This window comes from Micromonospora coerulea (assembly GCF_016598485.1).
In the GTDB taxonomy this organism is placed as follows: Bacteria; Actinomycetota; Actinomycetes; order Mycobacteriales; family Micromonosporaceae; genus Micromonospora; species Micromonospora coerulea.
In genome coordinates this window covers 160,214-177,184 of the sequence record NZ_JAEMUW010000003.1, presented here as the reverse complement: position 1 = coordinate 177,184, position 16,971 = coordinate 160,214, and the positions used below count along the sequence as shown (strand labels likewise).

General features: G+C 73.7%; 14 protein-coding genes. 7 read left to right on the top strand and 7 right to left on the bottom strand.

Annotated features, from left to right (window positions below):
• Positions 1–2: 2 nt before the first annotated feature.
• Both purD and I8N68_RS05435 read right to left on the bottom strand, forming a co-directional pair.
• Positions 3–1,253 carry a phosphoribosylamine--glycine ligase gene (purD, locus tag I8N68_RS05440; protein ID WP_200208733.1) on the bottom strand — a complete coding sequence of 417 codons (1,251 nt, stop codon included), beginning with the start codon at positions 1,251–1,253 and terminating at the stop codon, positions 3–5.
• A gap of 108 nt (positions 1,254–1,361) precedes the next feature.
• Positions 1,362–2,651, bottom strand: coding sequence for an adenylosuccinate synthase (locus tag I8N68_RS05435; RefSeq protein ID WP_200208732.1), 1,290 nt, complete (start codon positions 2,649–2,651; stop codon positions 1,362–1,364).
• A gap of 124 nt (positions 2,652–2,775) precedes the next feature.
• Between I8N68_RS05435 and I8N68_RS05430 the strand changes: the two genes are divergently transcribed.
• Both I8N68_RS05430 and I8N68_RS05425 read left to right on the top strand, forming a co-directional pair.
• On the top strand, positions 2,776–3,774 hold the full coding sequence (locus I8N68_RS05430; protein WP_200208731.1) for a diacylglycerol kinase family protein: 999 nt from the start codon (positions 2,776–2,778) through the stop codon (positions 3,772–3,774).
• Positions 3,775–3,851: 77 nt separating this feature from the next.
• Entirely contained in the window at positions 3,852–5,687 is a 1,836-nt protein-coding gene (locus I8N68_RS05425) for a MinD/ParA family ATP-binding protein (RefSeq protein ID WP_443673258.1), read from the top strand.
• A 79-nt stretch (positions 5,688–5,766) separates the two neighbouring features.
• Here the strand turns inward: I8N68_RS05425 and I8N68_RS05420 are convergent, their stop codons facing one another.
• Positions 5,767–6,195: a DUF3151 domain-containing protein gene (locus I8N68_RS05420; protein WP_200208729.1), complete on the bottom strand. Its 429-nt coding sequence runs from the start codon at positions 6,193–6,195 to the stop codon at positions 5,767–5,769.
• A gap of 267 nt (positions 6,196–6,462) precedes the next feature.
• Between I8N68_RS05420 and I8N68_RS05415 the strand changes: the two genes are divergently transcribed.
• On the top strand, positions 6,463–7,680 hold the full coding sequence (locus I8N68_RS05415) for an LOG family protein (RefSeq protein WP_200208728.1): 1,218 nt from the start codon (positions 6,463–6,465) through the stop codon (positions 7,678–7,680).
• A gap of 52 nt (positions 7,681–7,732) precedes the next feature.
• Here the strand turns inward: I8N68_RS05415 and fbaA are convergent, their stop codons facing one another.
• Positions 7,733–8,755 carry a class II fructose-bisphosphate aldolase gene (gene fbaA / locus I8N68_RS05410; RefSeq protein WP_200208727.1) on the bottom strand — a complete coding sequence of 341 codons (1,023 nt, stop codon included), beginning with the start codon at positions 8,753–8,755 and terminating at the stop codon, positions 7,733–7,735.
• Between the two features lie 126 nt (positions 8,756–8,881).
• Positions 8,882–9,265 carry a phage holin family protein gene (locus tag I8N68_RS05405; RefSeq protein WP_200208726.1) on the bottom strand — a complete coding sequence of 128 codons (384 nt, stop codon included), beginning with the start codon at positions 9,263–9,265 and terminating at the stop codon, positions 8,882–8,884.
• Between the two features lie 135 nt (positions 9,266–9,400).
• On the opposite strand from I8N68_RS05405, the gene I8N68_RS05400 reads away from it, so the two are divergent.
• Entirely contained in the window at positions 9,401–9,613 is a 213-nt protein-coding gene (locus tag I8N68_RS05400; RefSeq protein WP_200208948.1) for a hypothetical protein, read from the top strand.
• A 3-nt stretch (positions 9,614–9,616) separates the two neighbouring features.
• On the opposite strand, the gene I8N68_RS05395 is transcribed toward I8N68_RS05400, so the two are convergent.
• Positions 9,617–10,675, bottom strand: a complete 1,059-nt coding sequence (locus I8N68_RS05395; protein WP_200208725.1) for an LCP family protein — start codon at positions 10,673–10,675, stop codon at positions 9,617–9,619.
• Complete coding sequence (locus I8N68_RS05390; RefSeq protein WP_200208724.1) at positions 10,675–11,157, bottom strand: SigE family RNA polymerase sigma factor; 483 nt, start codon at positions 11,155–11,157, stop codon at positions 10,675–10,677. The genes I8N68_RS05395 and I8N68_RS05390 overlap by 1 nt, the downstream gene beginning before the upstream one ends.
• Before the next feature lie 175 nt (positions 11,158–11,332).
• On the opposite strand from I8N68_RS05390, the gene I8N68_RS05385 reads away from it, so the two are divergent.
• The 3 genes from I8N68_RS05385 to I8N68_RS05375 all read left to right on the top strand — a co-directional run bounded on the left by I8N68_RS05385 (position 11,333) and on the right by I8N68_RS05375 (position 16,943).
• Entirely contained in the window at positions 11,333–12,871 is a 1,539-nt protein-coding gene (locus tag I8N68_RS05385; RefSeq protein ID WP_200208723.1) for an LPXTG cell wall anchor domain-containing protein, read from the top strand.
• Between the two features lie 125 nt (positions 12,872–12,996).
• Entirely contained in the window at positions 12,997–14,430 is a 1,434-nt protein-coding gene (locus tag I8N68_RS05380) for a 3' terminal RNA ribose 2'-O-methyltransferase Hen1 (RefSeq protein WP_200208714.1), read from the top strand.
• Positions 14,427–16,943: a polynucleotide kinase-phosphatase gene (locus tag I8N68_RS05375; RefSeq protein ID WP_200208705.1), complete on the top strand. Its 2,517-nt coding sequence runs from the start codon at positions 14,427–14,429 to the stop codon at positions 16,941–16,943. The genes I8N68_RS05380 and I8N68_RS05375 overlap by 4 nt, the downstream gene beginning before the upstream one ends.
• Positions 16,944–16,971 lie beyond the last annotated feature (28 nt).

Here is a 16,971-nt window from a genome sequence, read left to right as displayed (position 1 = left end):
GATCAGGCCGGCAGGGCGATCCGGCCGTCCACCGCGGCGGCGGCGATGTCCGTGCGGTGGTGGGAGCCGGCCAGCTCGATGCCGCGTACCAGGGCGTAGGCGGCGTCCCGCGCGGCGGTCAGGTCGGGGCCGGTGGCCGTACCGCAGAGGACCCGGCCGCCGGCGGAGAGCAGCGCGCCGTCGGCGGCCCGGCGGGCGGTGCCGGCGTGGATGATCCCCCGGCGGTCCGCCCCGGTGATCACGTCGCCGGTGCGCGGCGCGGCCGGATAGCCGTCGGCCGCCACGACCACGGTGACCGCGGCGCCGTCCCGCCAGCGCAGCGGCGGGTGCGCGGCCAGCGTGCCGGTGGCGGCGGCGTGCAGCAGCCCGGCCAGCGGCGTCTCCAGCAGCGCCAGTACGACCTGGGTCTCCGGGTCACCGAACCGGGCGTTGAACTCGATCACCCGCGGCCCGGCGGCGGTGATCGCCAGCCCGACGTAGAGCAGCCCGGCGAAGGGCGTGCCCCGGCGGCGCATCTCGGCCAGCGTGGGGTGCACGACGTCGCGCATCACCTCGTCGACCAGGCCGGGGGGCGCCCAGGGCAGCGGCGCGTACGCCCCCATGCCGCCGGTGTTCGGGCCGGTGTCGCCGTCGCCGACCCGCTTGAAGTCCTGCGCGGGCAGCAGCGGTAGCGCCGCCTCGCCGTCGGTGACCACGAAGAGCGAGACTTCCGGGCCATCGAGGTACTCCTCGATGACGACCCGGCCGCACTCCTCGGCGTGCTCCAGCGCGGCGGACCGGTCCTCGGTGACCACGACGCCCTTGCCGGCGGCCAGCGCGTCGTTCTTCACCACGTACGGCGGGCCGAACTCGTCCAGGGCCGCGCCGACGCTCGCCGCGTCGGTGCAGGCGAAGGCGCGGGCGGTGGGCACACCGGCGGCGAGCATGACGTCCTTGGCGAACGCCTTGGAGCCCTCCAGCCGGGCGGCCTCCGCGGACGGGCCGAACGCGGCGATGCCCTTGGCGCGTACCGCGTCGGCGACCCCGGCCACCAACGGCGCCTCCGGCCCGATCACCACCAGGTCGGCGCCGACCTCGACGGCGAGCGCCGCAACGGCCGCCGGATCGGATGCGTCAACCGACCGCAACTCCGCCACCCCGGCAATGCCAGGATTCCCCGGTGCCGCGATCAACGCCGCCACGGACGGATCGCCAGCCAACCCGAGCGCGAGCGCATGCTCCCGCCCCCCGCCACCCACAAGAAGAACCCGCACGACCCCGCATCCTACTGACCCCACCCGCGCCCCCGTTGATCATGAAGTTGTCAGTGCCGCCACCGGCATGTCACACCGACAACTTTCATGATCAACGTGGACGGGGGGTTAGGGGAGGAGGGGGTGGCGGACTACGTTTTCTTCGCGGCCGGGGCCTACGCCGACGACGCTGACGCGGGTGCCGGTCAGTTCCTCGATGCGGGCGATGTACCGTCTCGCGTTCTCCGGGAGTTCGTCTTCGGTCCTGGCCTTGGTGATGTCTTCCCACCAGCCGTCGAGCTCTTCGTAGATCGGCTTCGCGTGGTGGAAGTCGGTCTGGGTCATCGGCATGTCGTCGAACCGCTCGCCGTTGATCTCGTACGCGACGCAGATCGGCACCTTGGGCAGGCCGGTGAGCACGTCGAGCTTGGTGACCACCAGGTCGGTGACACCGTTGAGGCGGGACGAGTACCGGGCGACGACGGCGTCGAACCAGCCGGTGCGGCGCTCCCTGCCGGTGGTGGTGCCGTACTCGTGGCCGACCTTGCGCAGGTGCTGGCCGTTGTCGTCGAAGAGCTCGGTCGGGAACGGGCCGGCGCCCACCCGGGTGGTGTACGCCTTGCTCACCGCGATCACCCGGCTGATCGCGGTCGGCGGGATGCCGGCGCCCACGCACGCCCCGCCGGCCGTCGGGTTCGACGAGGTGACGAAGGGGTACGTGCCGTGGTCCATGTCGAGCATGGTGGCCTGGGCGCCCTCCAGCAGTACGGTCTCGCCGCGGTCCAGCGCGTCCCAGAGCATCACCCGGGTTTCCGCGATGTACGGCCTCAGCCGCTCGGCGTACGCCAGGTACTCCTCGATCGTCGCGTCGAGATCGATCGCCTTGCGGTTGTAGACCTTGAACAGCAGCTGGTTCTTCTCGCGCAGCGCCAGTTCCAGCTTCTTGCGCAGGATGCCCGGGTCGAGCAGGTCCTGCAGCCGGATGCCCATCCGGGCGACCTTGTCGCCGTACGCGGGGCCGATGCCGCGGCCGGTGGTGCCGATCCGGGCGGAGCCGAGGTAGCGCTCGACGACCCGGTCCAGCGCCCGGTGATGCGGCATGATCAGGTGCGCGTCACCGGAGATGCGCAGCCGGGAGACGTCCACGCCGCGCTCGGCGAGCCCGTCGATCTCCTGCAGCAGCACCTTCGGGTCGACCACCACACCGTTACCGATGATGATCATCGCGCTGGGCGAGAGCGCACCCGACGGCATCAGGTGCAACGCGTACTTCTGGCCGTCCGGGGTGATCACGGTGTGGCCCGCGTTGTTGCCGCCGGAGTAGCGGACCACGTAGTCGACCCGCTCACCCAGCAGGTCGGTAACCTTGCCCTTGCCCTCGTCGCCCCACTGAGCGCCGATGAGCACGATCGCTGGCATCTTTTCCGCCTCCAGAAGGCTCGGGTGCCAGGTGGCGACCGGTTGGCGAGCCCGGGGTGTCAGGCTAACAAGTAGTGACGGCGCGGCCGGCAGGGGTCGCGGCGAGAGGCAGGAGGCTCGACCGGTGTACGACGTGGTGCTGCTCACCCTCGGCTCGGAGCGGGACGCTACCGGTGGGGCCTGCGGCAGCGGTGGAGCCTGCTGCGGTGGTGCCGCCGAGGGCGCCGGGGAGAAGACCGAGGAGCGCTGCGAGACGCCGCGCGTACCGGTGCTGGCCTGCGCGGACGCGCTGACCGCCCGGGGAGCCCGGGTGGAGATGGTCACCGCCCGCTCGGACGCGGAGATCGACGAGGTGCTGGCCCGGCTCGACGGCCCGCCCCGGTCCGACGGCCTGACCTGGCCCGACCAGGATGCCAAGACCCGGCTCGTGGTCGCCACAGCCAGTGACGGACAGTTGCGCGCCGTAGTGCGCCGGCTGGTCCGGCGGTACGCCCCGGCACCCAGTCGCCGCCCCGCCGACCTGGCCGCGAACCGGACCGTGCCGGACCTGCCGACGGTGGCCGTACTGCCGCTGGACCCGGCCCGGAGCGGAACGCACCGGGACCTGGCGGCGCAGCTCGGGCTGCCCCGGGATCCGGCGGCGGTGGCCGCGGCGGTGCTGGACGGCCGCGCTCACCGACTCGACCTGCTGCGCAACGACGCCGGCTCGGTGACCCTGGACGGCGCGCTGCTCGGCGCTGCCGACGACGCCGGCCGGCCGCTGCACTGGCGGGCCCGGGTCGAGGTCGACGACGTTGTCCTGTCCAACGGCGACGAGCCGATCATGGCCTGCGCGGTGGGCAACGCGGGCGGGTACGCGCGGCTCGACGACGTGGCCCTGCTGGCCGACCCGGACCCGACCGACGGCCGGGTCGAGGTGGCGGTGGCCGTTCCCGTGGTGACCCGCTCCGCGTTGGGCAGAAAGCGGGTACGGCTGGAGGTGCGCCGGGCCCGGGGTCGCGCCGTGGCGATCGTCCCGCGCGACGAGAAGGTGCCCTTCCTCGACGACGGCGTCGAGGGCGAGCTGAGCCGCAAGCGGTCCTGGTGGACCGAGCCGGGCGCCTGGGCGGTCTGGACGGCCTGACCCCCGTCGATCCGCGGGGTGGTCGCCGGAAAACCCGGACGGCCTATCCTCGGCGGGAGGAATGGGGAGGAACCGTGGTGCACGAGAACGCCGACCCGGCCCACCTGCCGGGTCAACCGCCGACGCCGGAGCGGGACATCGAGCCCCTCTGGCCACCGGACCCGACCGAGCCGGCCGCCGCCCAGCCGTGGGCGGTACCGACCCAGCCGGCCGCACCCGCCTGGCCCACCCCACCGTCCGGACCCCGGGCCGCGCCGGCGACGGTCGACCTGGACCAGCCGTTCACCCTGGACCGGCCGGTGGCGACCGGACCCGGCACCCCGCACGACCCTGCGCTGGCCGGCTCGAAAGGCACACCCGGCTCGGCGCCGGAGACCGACGGGCCGGCCGGTGTCGCACCGGGGAAGGGCCCCGTTCCGGCCGACCCGACCAGCGGGAACGGCCGGGCCGAGGGCAGCCCGGCCACGGCCGCGATCCAGAATCCGGGCGGGTCACCGTGGGCGCAGCCGCCGCAGCGCCTGGCCGGCGGGGGGATCGAGCCGACGGAGGAAACCGACCCGACCGAGACGACCACCGGGACGGCACCGGGGCAGGACGGCGCGACGCACCCGCCCGCCGCCGAGGCGCCCGCCACCGGGCCGACCCCGGCAGCACCCGCCACCGGACCGGCCGTCGCGGCGCCCGGGACGCCGCGGCTGGGGCCGTTCCCGCCGACGCCGGGCGTACCGATCCACCAGCAGCCGCCGCCTCCCGGACCGTACGGCGGGGGCGCCACGTACCCACCGGCGCCGGGCGGGCAGCCCGGCTATCCCGGCGCGTCGACGTACCCGCCCGGTCCGGGCCCGGTCGCGCCGCCCGGCTGGTACCCGGCGGCGTGGCCGCCGCCGGCCGGGGCGGCGCAGCAGCCCGGGCCGCCGCAGCAGCCGGTCCCGCAGCAGCCGGCGCCCGCGGCGTACCCGGACCCGGTCTGGTCGCCGGAGACCGGTGCCACCCCGACCGCCGAGGACTTCGCCCGCCGCCGCCAGGCCAGGCCGCCCGACCCGGTGGCCACCATGGGCGTACGGGCGGTGGTCAACAAGATGGGCCTGGTCCGGCTCGCGCCCGGGCGGCACGAGCAGGAACTCAAGCGCGACATCGAGATGGTCCGGCGCAACTTCGGCGGCCTGCGCCAGGTGACGGTGGTGAACCCGAAGGGCGGCGCCGGTAAGACCGTGGCGATCCTGCTGCTCGCCATGACGTTCGGCCAGAAGCGCGGCGGCTACGTGCTGGCCTGGGACAACAACGAGACCCAGGGCACCCTGGGCATGCGGGCCCAGCAGGACTTCCACTCGCGTACGGTCCGGGACATGCTGCGCGACCTGGGCCAGTTCCAGGGCGCGCACGGCCGGGTCGGTGACCTGTCGCAGTACGTCCGCTCGCAGGGCGAGGGGATGTTCGACGTGCTCGCCTCGGACGAGTCGGCGACCGGGGGCGAGATGCTGACCGCCGCCGCGTTCGCGGAGATCCGCGAGGTGGTCAGCCGCTTCTACAAGCTGATCTTCGTGGACACCGGGAACAACGTCCGGGCGCAGAACTGGCAGGCCGCGATGGACGCCACCGACCAGTTGGTGGTGACCATGTCGGCCCGGAACGACTCGGCGGAGACCGCCGCCCGGATGCTCGACCATCTGGAGCAGAGCGGCCGGCAGCGGCTGGTCCGGCAGGCGGTGACGGTGGTCTCGATGCCGCCGTCCCGCAAGGAGATCGACCTGCCGGCGATCCAGCAGCACTTCGCCGCCCGGACCCGGGCGGTGCTGCTCGCGCCGTACGAGCGGTTGATCGACACCGGGGAGCCGATCCGGTACGGCCAACTCTCCGCGGCCACCCGGGACGCCTGGCTCAAGATCGCCGCTGCGGTCGCCGAAGGGCTCTGAGCGGGCCGGCTCGCCGAAGGCCCCGGACCAGGCCCACGGCCGGCCCGACCACGGGTCGGACCGGCCGTGCGGGGGTGGGTCAGTTGCTGGCCAGGGCGTCCCCGGCGGCCGGGTCGCAGTCGCGGAGGAACTGGGCGCAGCGGGCCGCCTCGTCCGCCTCGCCGATCTCGCCGGCCGACCGGGAGAGCACGTACAGGCAGCGCAGGAAGCCCCGGTTCGGCTTGTGCGACCAGGGCACCGGGCCGTGGCCCTTCCAGCCGCTGCGGCGCAGCTGGTCCAGGCCGCGGTGGTAGCCGGTGCGTGCGTACGCGTACGCGGGGATGATCTGGCCCGCGGCGAACGCGCGGGTGGCGAGCGCCGCCCAGGCCGCGCTGTGGGTCGGGAAGCGGGCCGCCACCGCGGCGTACGCCTCGTCGGTGTCCTGCGCGGCGGCGTCGGCCAGGGCGGCGTCGGCCTCCTCGTGCGCGGGCAGGAGGGTGGCCGGTGGCTCAGGCAACAGGTTCTGCATCGCCCCATTCAACCCGCTTCGCCCAGGGGCGCGCGAGTGGGTCCGGCAAGCCGGTTGGCTGAACGGATGAGGGTTTCGTCACGCCTGCGGCCCGCCGCGCACGTACCCGCGGCCCATGCCCGGCGGCGGTGTTTTCCACTACAACTATGGGTCCGGAGCCTCCCCAGGACCCGGTTACGCAGGAGCCCGGCGGCCTGGCCGCCGGGCTCCTGTCCGTTGCGTCGCACCGACGTTTGCGGGGTTGTCCGGTGCGGGCAGGATGGCCTGGTGCCGACCCCACCTCCCGCGGACGTCATCGAGCCGCACGACACCACCGTCGACGAGATCGAGACCCGGGCCGACTTCGACCGGCGGCTGACCACCGGCAGCCTGGCCGGGGTGACCGTGCAGGGCCTCCGCCTCGATCTCGACCCGGTTCCCGACCTGACCGGCGTCGACGTCGCCGGCACCCTCTTCGTGGGCTGCCGGTTCGCCGGCCGGGAGGTCGGCGCCGACCTGGTCCGGCGCGGCGCGAACGTGGTGCCGCCCTTCTCCGGGCTGCCCTACCCCACGCAGCCGTCCCACCTCTACACCCCCGACGACCTGGCCGCCGGCTTCGCCGAGGGTGGCTTCGCCGGGATGTACGACACCCGGGTGTACGAGCACTTCCGCGCCCACGGCGGGGCCCTGCCGGACGTCCGCGAGGCGCTCGGCCAGCGGCTGCACGACCACGGGGTGGACAACGCCCTGGTCGACGCCACCCGGGCGTGGCTGGCCGCGCACGGGCCGCAGTCCGTGGTGGGCGTGATGGGCGGGCACGCGGTGCCGCGCGGCAGCGCCGCGTACCGGATGGCGGCGGTGCTGGGCTGGGAGCTGGCCCGGGCCGACCGGCTGGTGGTGACCGGCGGCGGCCCGGGTGTGATGGAGGCGGCCAACCTGGGCGCGTTCCTCGCGGCCTGGCCGGCCGAGGAGCTGACCGGGGCGATCGACCTGCTCGCCACCGCCCCCGACTTCACCGACCACGACCGCTACACCGCCGCCGCGCTGGCGGTACGCCGGCGGTACGCGCCCGGGCCGACGCTGCCCGCGCAGCGCCCCGCCCCGGCCGGCACCGAGTGGGCCCGCTCCGGCGGCCTCGCGATCCCCACCTGGCTGTACGGCCACGAGCCGGCGAACCTCTTCGCCGGGCGGATCGCCAAGTACTTCTCCAACGCGATCCGCGAGGACACCATCCTGCGGCTGGCCCGGGGTGGCATCGTCTTCGCGCCCGGTCGGGCCGGCACGGTGCAGGAGGTGTTCCAGGCGGCCACCAAGACGTACTACGGCAGCGACGGGGCGAGCGGCGCGTACGTCTTCCTCGACCGGGCGTACTGGACGACCGAGCTGCCGGTGGAGACCCTGCTGCGGCCGCTGCTGGCCGGCTCGCACGGCGGCGACCTGTCGGCCACCGTGCACCTGACCGACGACGTCCGCGAGGCGGTCCGGGTGCTCACCGCGACGGCCTGACGCGGCGAGGGCCGGCTCCCCGGTGGGGGCCGGCCCTCGGCGTACCTGCCGCTTACTTCATCCGGGTGCCGTTGGAGCGCAGGTGCTCGCAGGCCTCCACCACGCGGGCGGCCATGCCGGCCTCGGCGGCCTTGCCCCAGACCCGCGGGTCGTACATCTTCTTGTTGCCGACCTCGCCGTCCACCTTGAGCACGCCGTCGTAGTTGCGGAACATGTGGTCCGCGACCGGCCGGGTGAAGGTGTACTGGGTGTCGGTGTCGATGTTCATCTTCACCACGCCGTAGTCCAGCGCCTCCCGGATCTCCGACAGCAGCGAGCCGGAGCCGCCGTGGAAGACCAGGCTGAGCGGCTTCTCCTTGCCGTACTTGGCGCCGACCGCCATCTGGATGTGGTCGAGCACCTCCGGGCGGAGCTTGACGTTGCCCGGCTTGTAGACGCCGTGCACGTTGCCGAAGGTCAGCGCCGCCATGTAGCGGCCCTTCTCGCCGAGGCCGAGCGCGTCGACCATGGCCAGACCGTCCTCGACGGTGGTGTAGAGCTTCTCGTTGATGGCGTTCTCGACGCCGTCCTCCTCGCCGCCGACCACGCCGACCTCGATCTCAAGGACGATCTTGGCCTCGGCGGCCCGGTCCAGCAGCTCGGCGGCGATCTCCAGGTTCTCCCCGATCGGCACCGCGGAGCCGTCCCACATGTGCGACTGGAACAGCGGCTCCTGGCCGGCGGCCACCCGCTCCTTGGAGATCTGCATCAGCGGCCGGACGAACTTGTCCAGCTTGTCCTTCGGGCAGTGGTCGGTGTGCAGCGCGATGTTCACCGGGTAGTTCTTGGCGACCTCGTGCGCGTACGCCGCGAACGCCACCGCGCCGGTCACCATGTCCTTCACGGACGGACCGGAGAGGTACTCCGCGCCGCCGGTGGAGACCTGGATGATGCCGTCGCTCTCCGCATCGGCGAAGCCCTTGAGCGCCGCGTTCAGCGTCTGCGAGGAGGTCACGTTGATCGCGGGGTACGCGTACCGGCCGGCCTTGGCCCGGTCCAGCATCTCCGCGTAGACCTCGGGGGAAGCGATGGGCATGTCGAACGCTCCTTACTTACCGCTCTCGGCCGTGCAGGCCGCCGTCTTCCATCGGGTGCGCCGGACCGCGCTGTCCACCGCCGGCAGTATCCCGTAGGGAGTGGCAGCCGGCACAACCGCCTCCCCTCACCGGCCCTCCAGTCGGTCCGGTACGGCGACGCTGATCAGCCAGCTCACCACCGCCATCACGATCGCTCCCCAGAACGCCGCCCAGAACCCGTGCACCCGGAACGGCAGGTCCAGCCCCCGCGCGATCCAGTCGGTGAGCAGGAACAGCAACGCGTTGACCACGAGCGCGAACAGACCGAGCGTGAGCAGGTAGAACACGAATCCGAAGAGCTTGATGACCGGCTTGAGCACCGCGTTGACGACGCCGAAGATGAGCGCCACCACGACCAGGGTGAGCGCGGTGTCGGCGCCGCTGCGGCCGCTCACGTCGACCCCGGGCACGATGAGCGTGGTGACCCACAGCGCGACCGCGGTGATCGCCAGCCGGATCAGGAAGCCCACGGCACCATCCTGGCACCGGGGTCCCGCTGCGGAGGGACAATCCGCCGACTCCGTTCCGCTCGGCTCCGGGCGGGCCACGCGCGCAGCCCGTACGGTGTGTGGATGGTTGTCCGCACCGAGATCCAGGGAGGGACGATGGGTCAGCCCGACGAGGACTTCGCCCCGAGCGACCACCTCGCTCCGGAGGAACGGGATCTGGAGGCGGAACCGGCCGACGCCGTCGAGCAGGCCACCTCCACCGACCCGCGCGACGGTGAGACCGAGCCGCACCGGGGCTTCGAGGTCGACGACTGGGACGCGATGGAGCAGGCCCGGGTGGTCGCCGGCGACGAGGACGACTACCGCTGACGCTCAGCCCAGCTTGGTCACCAGGTCCGGGTGGGCCGTCGTCCACCCGCCGAGCCGGTCGTCCCGCAGCGCGGTGAGGAATCCGGGGGCCAGCCGAGGATCGAGCTGGAAACCGTACGGGGGCTCGTTCGTGTACCGGACCGGAAGCCCCACGGCAACCGGCACGGTGTCGGTCCCCTGCGCGGCGACCGAGAGCAGCGCCGGCAGAGGCGTGCCCCCGGTGTCGGTCACCACGTCGGAGCCGACCTGGGTGAGCAGCTTGGCGAGCAGCACCGGGTTCGTCAGCATCCCGCGCTCGTCGACCCGGCGCAGCAGTCCGGCCGCGTACCGCTGCGCGTTGCGGTCCCGGTCCAGGGTGGCGTCGGGCATCCCGTGGCGCTGGCGCAGCAGGTCCACCGCGGCGGCGCCGTCGAGCTGCTGACAGCCGGCGGGATAGACCCGCGGGGTGTGGTGCGAGCGGATCCTGGTCGGCAGGCAGACCGGCACGCCGCCGACAGCGTCGGTGAGTTTTCGCACCGCCCGGTACGTCAGCACCGCCCCGGCGTCGATCCGTACGCCGGTGACCTGGGTGACCACCCGCCGGGTCAGGTCGTAGCCGCGAGCCAGGTCGGCCGTCGGCGTGCCGAGGCCGTAGAAGAAGGAACTGTTCAGCTTGTTCTTTCCGTGCCCGGGGATGGACACCACCAGGTCGCGCGGGAGCGAGACGACGTAGAGCCGGCTCCGGTCGGCGGGGACGTGCAGCAGCAGGATGGAGTCGGCTCGCCGGGCGTCCGCCGGGCCGGCCGCGTCCAAGCCGAGCAGCAGCACGTTCAGCGCCCCGGTGGGCGTCGGCGGGGCGGACTCGCTCAGCAGCGGCACTTTTTCCACCCGGTTCGGGGTGAACGCCGGCACCCCGACCAGGGCGGCCAGGACCAGCGCCAACGCCGTGCCACCGAGTCGGAGCCGGAACCGGCGGCGCCGCCGGCGGACCACCGACCGTTCGATCGCGGCGCGCACCGGGCCGATGGGCGGGGTCAGGGTCTCGTGTCGCGCGAAGGCGGCCCGCAGGTCGTCCTCGATCATCAGCAGGCCTCCACGTACTCGGCTCGGAGGGTGGCCAGCGCCCGGGAGATGCTGGAGCGGACGGTCCCGACGGCGCAGCCGAGGATCTCGGCGATCTCGGCGTCCGGCAGGTCCTCGTAGTAGCGCAGCACCAGCGTGGCCCGCTGCCGGCGGGGCAGCCGGGAGAGCCAGGACCAGAGCTGGTCCCGGTCCACCGCGGACTGCGCGTGGTCGGTCGGTGCGGGCACCGCCTCGTCCGGCTCGCCGCGCAGCAGCACCCGGCGCGCCCACGACCCACGCCGCCAGTCGACGTACTGGTTGGTGAGCATCCGGCGGACGTACCGCTCCGGGGAGTCGGTCCGCGCCACCCGCCGCCAGTTCAGCTGGACCCGCACCATGGTGTCCTGCACCAGGTCCTGGGCCTGGTGCGGATCTCCGGTCAGCATGACTGCGTACCGCAGCAGGGCGCTCAGCCGCGAGTCGGCGAACTCCTCGTACGTCACTGCACCTCCCGGTGTCCCGCCCTGTTGACGGGTACGGGCCCGTGGAACGTTGCGGCAGCGCCGATCGTCCTTTCGGCTCATCTCCGCCGCGATCCCTGACCAGGGGCAGCGCCGCGGCTTAAGGGTTCTTAAGATCCACGGGCTCCACCTGCACCCCCACGGGAGGAACCCACCAATGTTCACGCACTCCACCCGGCGCTGGCTGGCCGGGCTCGGCGTCGCAGGCGCGTTCGTCGCCGCCTCCGCCACCCCCGCCGTCGCCGCGGAAGATCCCTTCGACGTGTACGCCGGCGACCTGCTGGTCGCGGCCGACCACGGGAAGCTCGGCTTCCTGTACGTCTCGCCGAAGCCCGAGGACCCGGAGCCCAAGGCGCTCGCCATCGACCTCGACCTGTCGGCTGTCTCCAGCTTCGCCACCGTCGACATCGCCACCGAGCTGTGGCAGTGCGACACCACCGGCTCGAAGGTCCACTGCGAGGCCGAGGGCTCCGAGGAGGACGGCGCTCCCTTCTTCGGCTACTGGGTGAACGTCGACTCGACGGCGAAGGCCGGCACGAGCGGCGAGGTCGTCATCAAGGTGACCGCCGACGGCAAGGAGGTGACCCGGAAGCCGACCGTCACCGTGGCCGAGGGCATCGACCTGCAGAGCGACGAGTCGGTCAAGGTCGAGGGCCAGCCGGGCACCACGGTCGGGGTGCCGGGCGTGGTCCGGAACGCCGGTCCCAGCGTCGCGCACGGCGCGGTGCTGATGATGCAGGGCGACGGGATCGCCGAGTACGCGGGCAGGTACAACAACTGCCGCAGCTCCGAGTTCGGCTTCACGATCTGCACCTTTACGGCCGACCTGGAGACCGACCAGGAGTACCAGCTCTCCGAGGACTTCCCGGTGGGCCTGGCCAAGGCGGCCCGCAGCGGCGCCACCCTGCACGCCTACCTGGACTGGTGGGCCGTGGACGACTGGGAGGCCCTCACCAAGGACCCGTACTTCCCGGAGATTGGCGAGCCGGGCACCGGTGGCGAACTGCGTCTCGTCGAGCGGCCGGCGAAGGCCCAGCGGGCGCCGCAGACCGACATCGGCGAGGAGTGGAACAGCTCGACGATCGCCGACATCGCCGTCAAGGGCACCCACTACGCCGACCTCGCCGCGGTCGGCGGGTCGGGCAAGGGCAAGGTCGGTGACGTGGTCAACGTGACCCCCGGCTTCCGCAACCTCGGCCCGGCCCTGCTGGAGTGGCAGCAGGAAATGCCGCTGCTGCAGATCGTCGTGCCGACCGGCACCACCGCGGTCGACGTGTCCGGCGAGTGCGCGCCGTGGGTCCCCGGCCAGAAGTGGAACCAGTACGACATGAGCTGGGGCGAGCCCGGCGCGAAGGCGTACGGCTGCACCGCCAGCGAGACGCCGGCCGGCGTGGACTACCAGTACCCGCTCGCGCTCCGCATCGACAAGGTCGTCCCGAACGCCACCGGCACGGTGACCCTGAAGCTCTCGGGCGACCCGAACAGCAAGAACGACGCCGCGGCGATCGTCGTCAACGGCACGTCCGGCGGCAACGGCGGTGACGGCGGCATCGGCGGCGGCGCCGGTGACGGCGGCACCCTGCCGATCACCGGTAGCTCGACCGCGCTGATCGCCGGCCTCGGCGCGCTGCTGCTGGCGGCCGGCGCGGGCGGCTACGTGGTGGCCCGCCGTCGCAAGACCCGCTTCGTCGCCTGACGGATCCCGCACCACCCAGCGACACCCGGTGCCCCGTCGACCACCCGGTCGGCGGGGCACCGCCGTATCCGCCGCGACCGAAAACGGGGCGACGCAAGATCGATCGTCCTGACACCATCGACCGCGTGCTGCTCACCCTGACGACCACCCACCGCCCGGCGACCGACCTCGGCCATTTGCTGGTCAAGCACCCGGACCGGGTGCAGAGCTTCGACCTGCCGGCCGGCACCGCGCACGTGCTCTATCCCGAGGCGGACGAGCAGCGCTGCACGGCGGCGCTGCTGGTGGAGGTCGACCCGCTCCGGCTGGGCGGCGGCCGCGGCCGCGGGAAGGCGCAGGCGGCCACCCCGGAGAACTTCACCCTCGGCCAGTACGTCAACGACCGCCCGTACGCCGCGTCCAGCCTGCTCTCCTCGGCGCTGGCCAAGGTCTTCCGCTCGGCGCTGCGCGGCGAGTCGCGGGACCGGCCGGAGCTGGCCGCCACCGCGATCCCGCTGGCGGTACGGGTGCCGGCGCTGCGCTGCCGGGGCGGCGCGGAGCTGGCCGTACGGGTCTTCGCCCCGCTCGGCTGGACCGTCACAGCCACCCCGATCCCGCTCGACGACACCCACCCGGAGTGGGGCGACAGCCGGTATGTCGACCTGACCCTCACCGGCACGCTCCGGGTCGCCGACGCGCTCAACCACCTGTACGTGCTGCTGCCGGTGCTCGACGACGCCAAGCACTACTGGGTGGCCCCGGACGAGGTGGACAAGCTGCTCCGGGCCGGCGCCGGCTGGCTGGCCGACCATCCGGAGCGGGGGCTGATCAGCCGGCGCTACCTGGCGCACCGCCGGGCCCTGGCCGGCGAGGCCCTGGCCCGCCTGGCCGAGGTACGCCTGACCGACGACGCCCCGGCCGACGACAGCGTGACCGACGAGCCGAGGACGGACTCCCCGCAGCGCGCCTCGCTGGCGGTACGGCGCCGGGAGTCGGTGCTGGCCGCGCTGCGGGCCGGTGGGGCGGCCCGGGTGCTGGACCTGGGCTGCGGTGGCGGCGCGCTGCTCACCGCGCTGGCCGCCGACCGGCGGTTCACCGAGGTCGTCGGCACGGACGTGTCCAGCCACGCGCTGACCCTGGCCGCCCGCCGGCTGCGGCTGGACCGGCTGCCGGAGCGGCAGCGGGACCGGATCCGGCTGTGGCAGTCGGCGCTGACCTACCGGGACGACCGGCTGCGCGGCTACGACGCGGCGGTGCTGATGGAGGTGATCGAGCACGTCGACCCGCCCCGGCTGCCGGCGCTGGAGGACGCCGTGTTCGGCCACGCAAGGCCCGGCACGGTGGTGGTGACCACGCCGAACGCCGAGTACAACGTCCGCTACGAGGGGCTGGCTGCGGGCCGGTTCCGGCACGCCGACCACCGCTTCGAGTGGACCCGCGCGGAATTCGCCGCCTGGGTCGACCGGGTGTCGGCCGCGCACGGCTACAACGCGACGGTCAGCGGGGTCGGCGACGACGATCCCGAGGTGGGCGCACCGACCCAGCTGGCCGTACTGGCCCGGCAGGAGGAGAGCCGATGACCACCCTCGACATTCCCGAGCTCGCCCTGGTGGCGCTGGTCGGGGTCTCCGGCTCGGGCAAGTCCACCTTCGCCCGGCGGCACTTCCGGCCCAGCCAGGTGCTCTCCTCGGACGCCTTCCGGGCGATGGTGGCCGACGACGAGAACGACCAGTCGGCCTCCGCCGACGCCTTCGACGCGCTGCACCACGTCGCCGCCACCCGGCTGCGCCGGGGCCGGCTGACCGTGGTCGACGCGACCAACCTCCAGCCGCACGCCCGCGCCGGGCTGGTCCGGGTGGCCCGCGAACACGACGTGCTGCCGGTGGCGATCGTGCTGGACGTGCCGGAGGCGCTGGCCTGGGAGCGGACCGAGGGGCGGCCCGACCGGACCTTCGGCCGGCCGGTGCTGGCCCGGATGCAGCGGGACCTGCGGCGGTCGTACGGGCAGCTGGCCCGGGAGGGCTTCCGCAAGGTGCACGTGCTGCGCGGCATGGCCGAGATCGACGCCGCCGAGATCCGGTACGAGAAGCTCTTCAACGACCGGCGGGAGCTGACCGGGCCGTTCGACATCGTGGGTGACGTGCACGGCTGCCGGGAGGAGCTGGAGGCGCTGCTGCTCCGGCTCGGCTGGGTGCTGCGCCGCGACGACGCGGGCCGCCCGGTGGACGCGGTGCACCCGGCTGGTCGTACCGCGGTCTTCGTGGGTGACCTGGTGGACCGCGGCCCGGACTCGCCCGGCGTGCTCCGCCTGGTGATGGGCATGGTGGCGGCCGGGCACGCGATCTGCGTGCCCGGCAACCACGAGCAGAAGCTGCTGCGCAAGCTGCGCGGCCGGGACGTGCGGCTCACCCACGGCCTGGCCGAGACGATGGCTCAGCTCGCCGCGGAGCCGGACGGCTTCGTGGCCGAGGTGGCGGGCTTCATCGACGGCCTGGTCAGTCACTTCGTGCTGGACGGCGGCCGGCTGGTGGTCGCCCACGCCGGGCTGAAGGAGGCCTACCAGGGCCGCGCCTCCGGCCGGGTGCGGTCGTTCGCGCTGTACGGGGAGACCACCGGCGAGACCGACGAGTACGGCCTGCCGGTCCGCTACCCGTGGGCCCGCGACTACCGGGGCTCGGCCATGGTCGTGTACGGCCACACGCCCACCCCGGAGCCGGAGTGGGTCAACAACACCATCTGCGTCGACACCGGCTGCGTCTTCGGCGGAAAGCTGACCGCGCTGCGCTACCCGGAGAAGGAGCTGGTCGCGGTCCCGGCGGTGAAGGAGTGGTACGCCCCGGCCCGCCCGCTGGTCGCGCCCGCGCCGGCCCGGCCGGACACCGTGCTGGACCTGGCCGACGTCACCGGGCGCCGGCACCTCGAACACCCCTACGGCACCCTGACCGTGCCGGCGGAGAACGCCGCCGCCGCGCTGGAGGTGATGAGCCGCTTCGCGGTCGACCCGGGCCGGCTGGTCTGGCTGCCACCGACCATGGCGCCGTGCTCGACCTCGACGGTGGACGGGTTCCTGGAGCACCCGGCGCAGGCGTTCGCCGACTACCGGTCGGCGGGCGTCGAGCGGGTGGTCTGCGAGGAGAAGCACATGGGCTCGCGCGCCGTGGTGCTGGTCGAGCGGGAGCCCGGACGGTTCGGCGGGGGCGTCGTGCACACCCGGACCGGCCGGCCGTTCTTCGGGCCGCCGCTCGACGAGGAGCTGCTGGCCCGGGTCCGCGCGGCGGTCACCTCGGCGGGTCTCTGGGCGGAGCTGGACACCGACTGGCTGCTGCTCGACTGCGAGCTGCTGCCCTGGTCGGCGAAGGCGGGTGGGCTGATCCGGGAGCAGTACGCCGGGGTGGGTGCCGCCGGCCGGGCGGCGCTGCCGGCGGTGCTCGCCACGCTGGACGCGGCGGCCGGCCGGGGACTGCCGGTCGGCGAGCTGCGCGGCCGGATGGCCGACCGGGCGGCGGAGGTCGGGGCGTACTCGGCGGCGTACCGGGCGTACGTCGGGCCGACCGACGGGCTGCGCGGGGTGACCCTCGCGCCGTTCGCCGTGCTCGCCGGAGCCGGGGCGAGCTACGCCGACCGGGACCACGGCTGGCACCTCGACCTGGCCGACCGGCTCGGCGTGGCCGACCCGGGGTTCTTTACCCCGACCCGCCGGCAGGTGGTCGACCTGACCGACGCGGCGGCGGTGGCCGAGGCCACCGAGTGGTGGCTGACGCTCACCGCGGCCGGCGGCGAGGGCATGGTGGTCAAGCCGTACGCCGGCCTCGCCGCCCGCTCGCCGAAGGGCTCGCTGCTCCAGCCCGGCATCAAGTGCCGGGGCCGGGAGTACCTCCGGATCATCTACGGCCCCGGCTACACCGAGCCCGGCCAGCTCGCCGCCCTGCGCAAGCGCTCGCTGGGCCGCAAGCGCGGACTGGCCCTGCGCGAACACGCCCTGGGCCTGGCCGCCCTGCACGCCCTGGCCGACAACGCCCCCCTGTGGCGCCGCCACGAGCTGGTCTTCGCCATCCTCGCCTGCGAATCCGAGCCGGTCGACCCCCGCCTCTAGACCTCCACTCGTAGCGCGCAGATTCCCG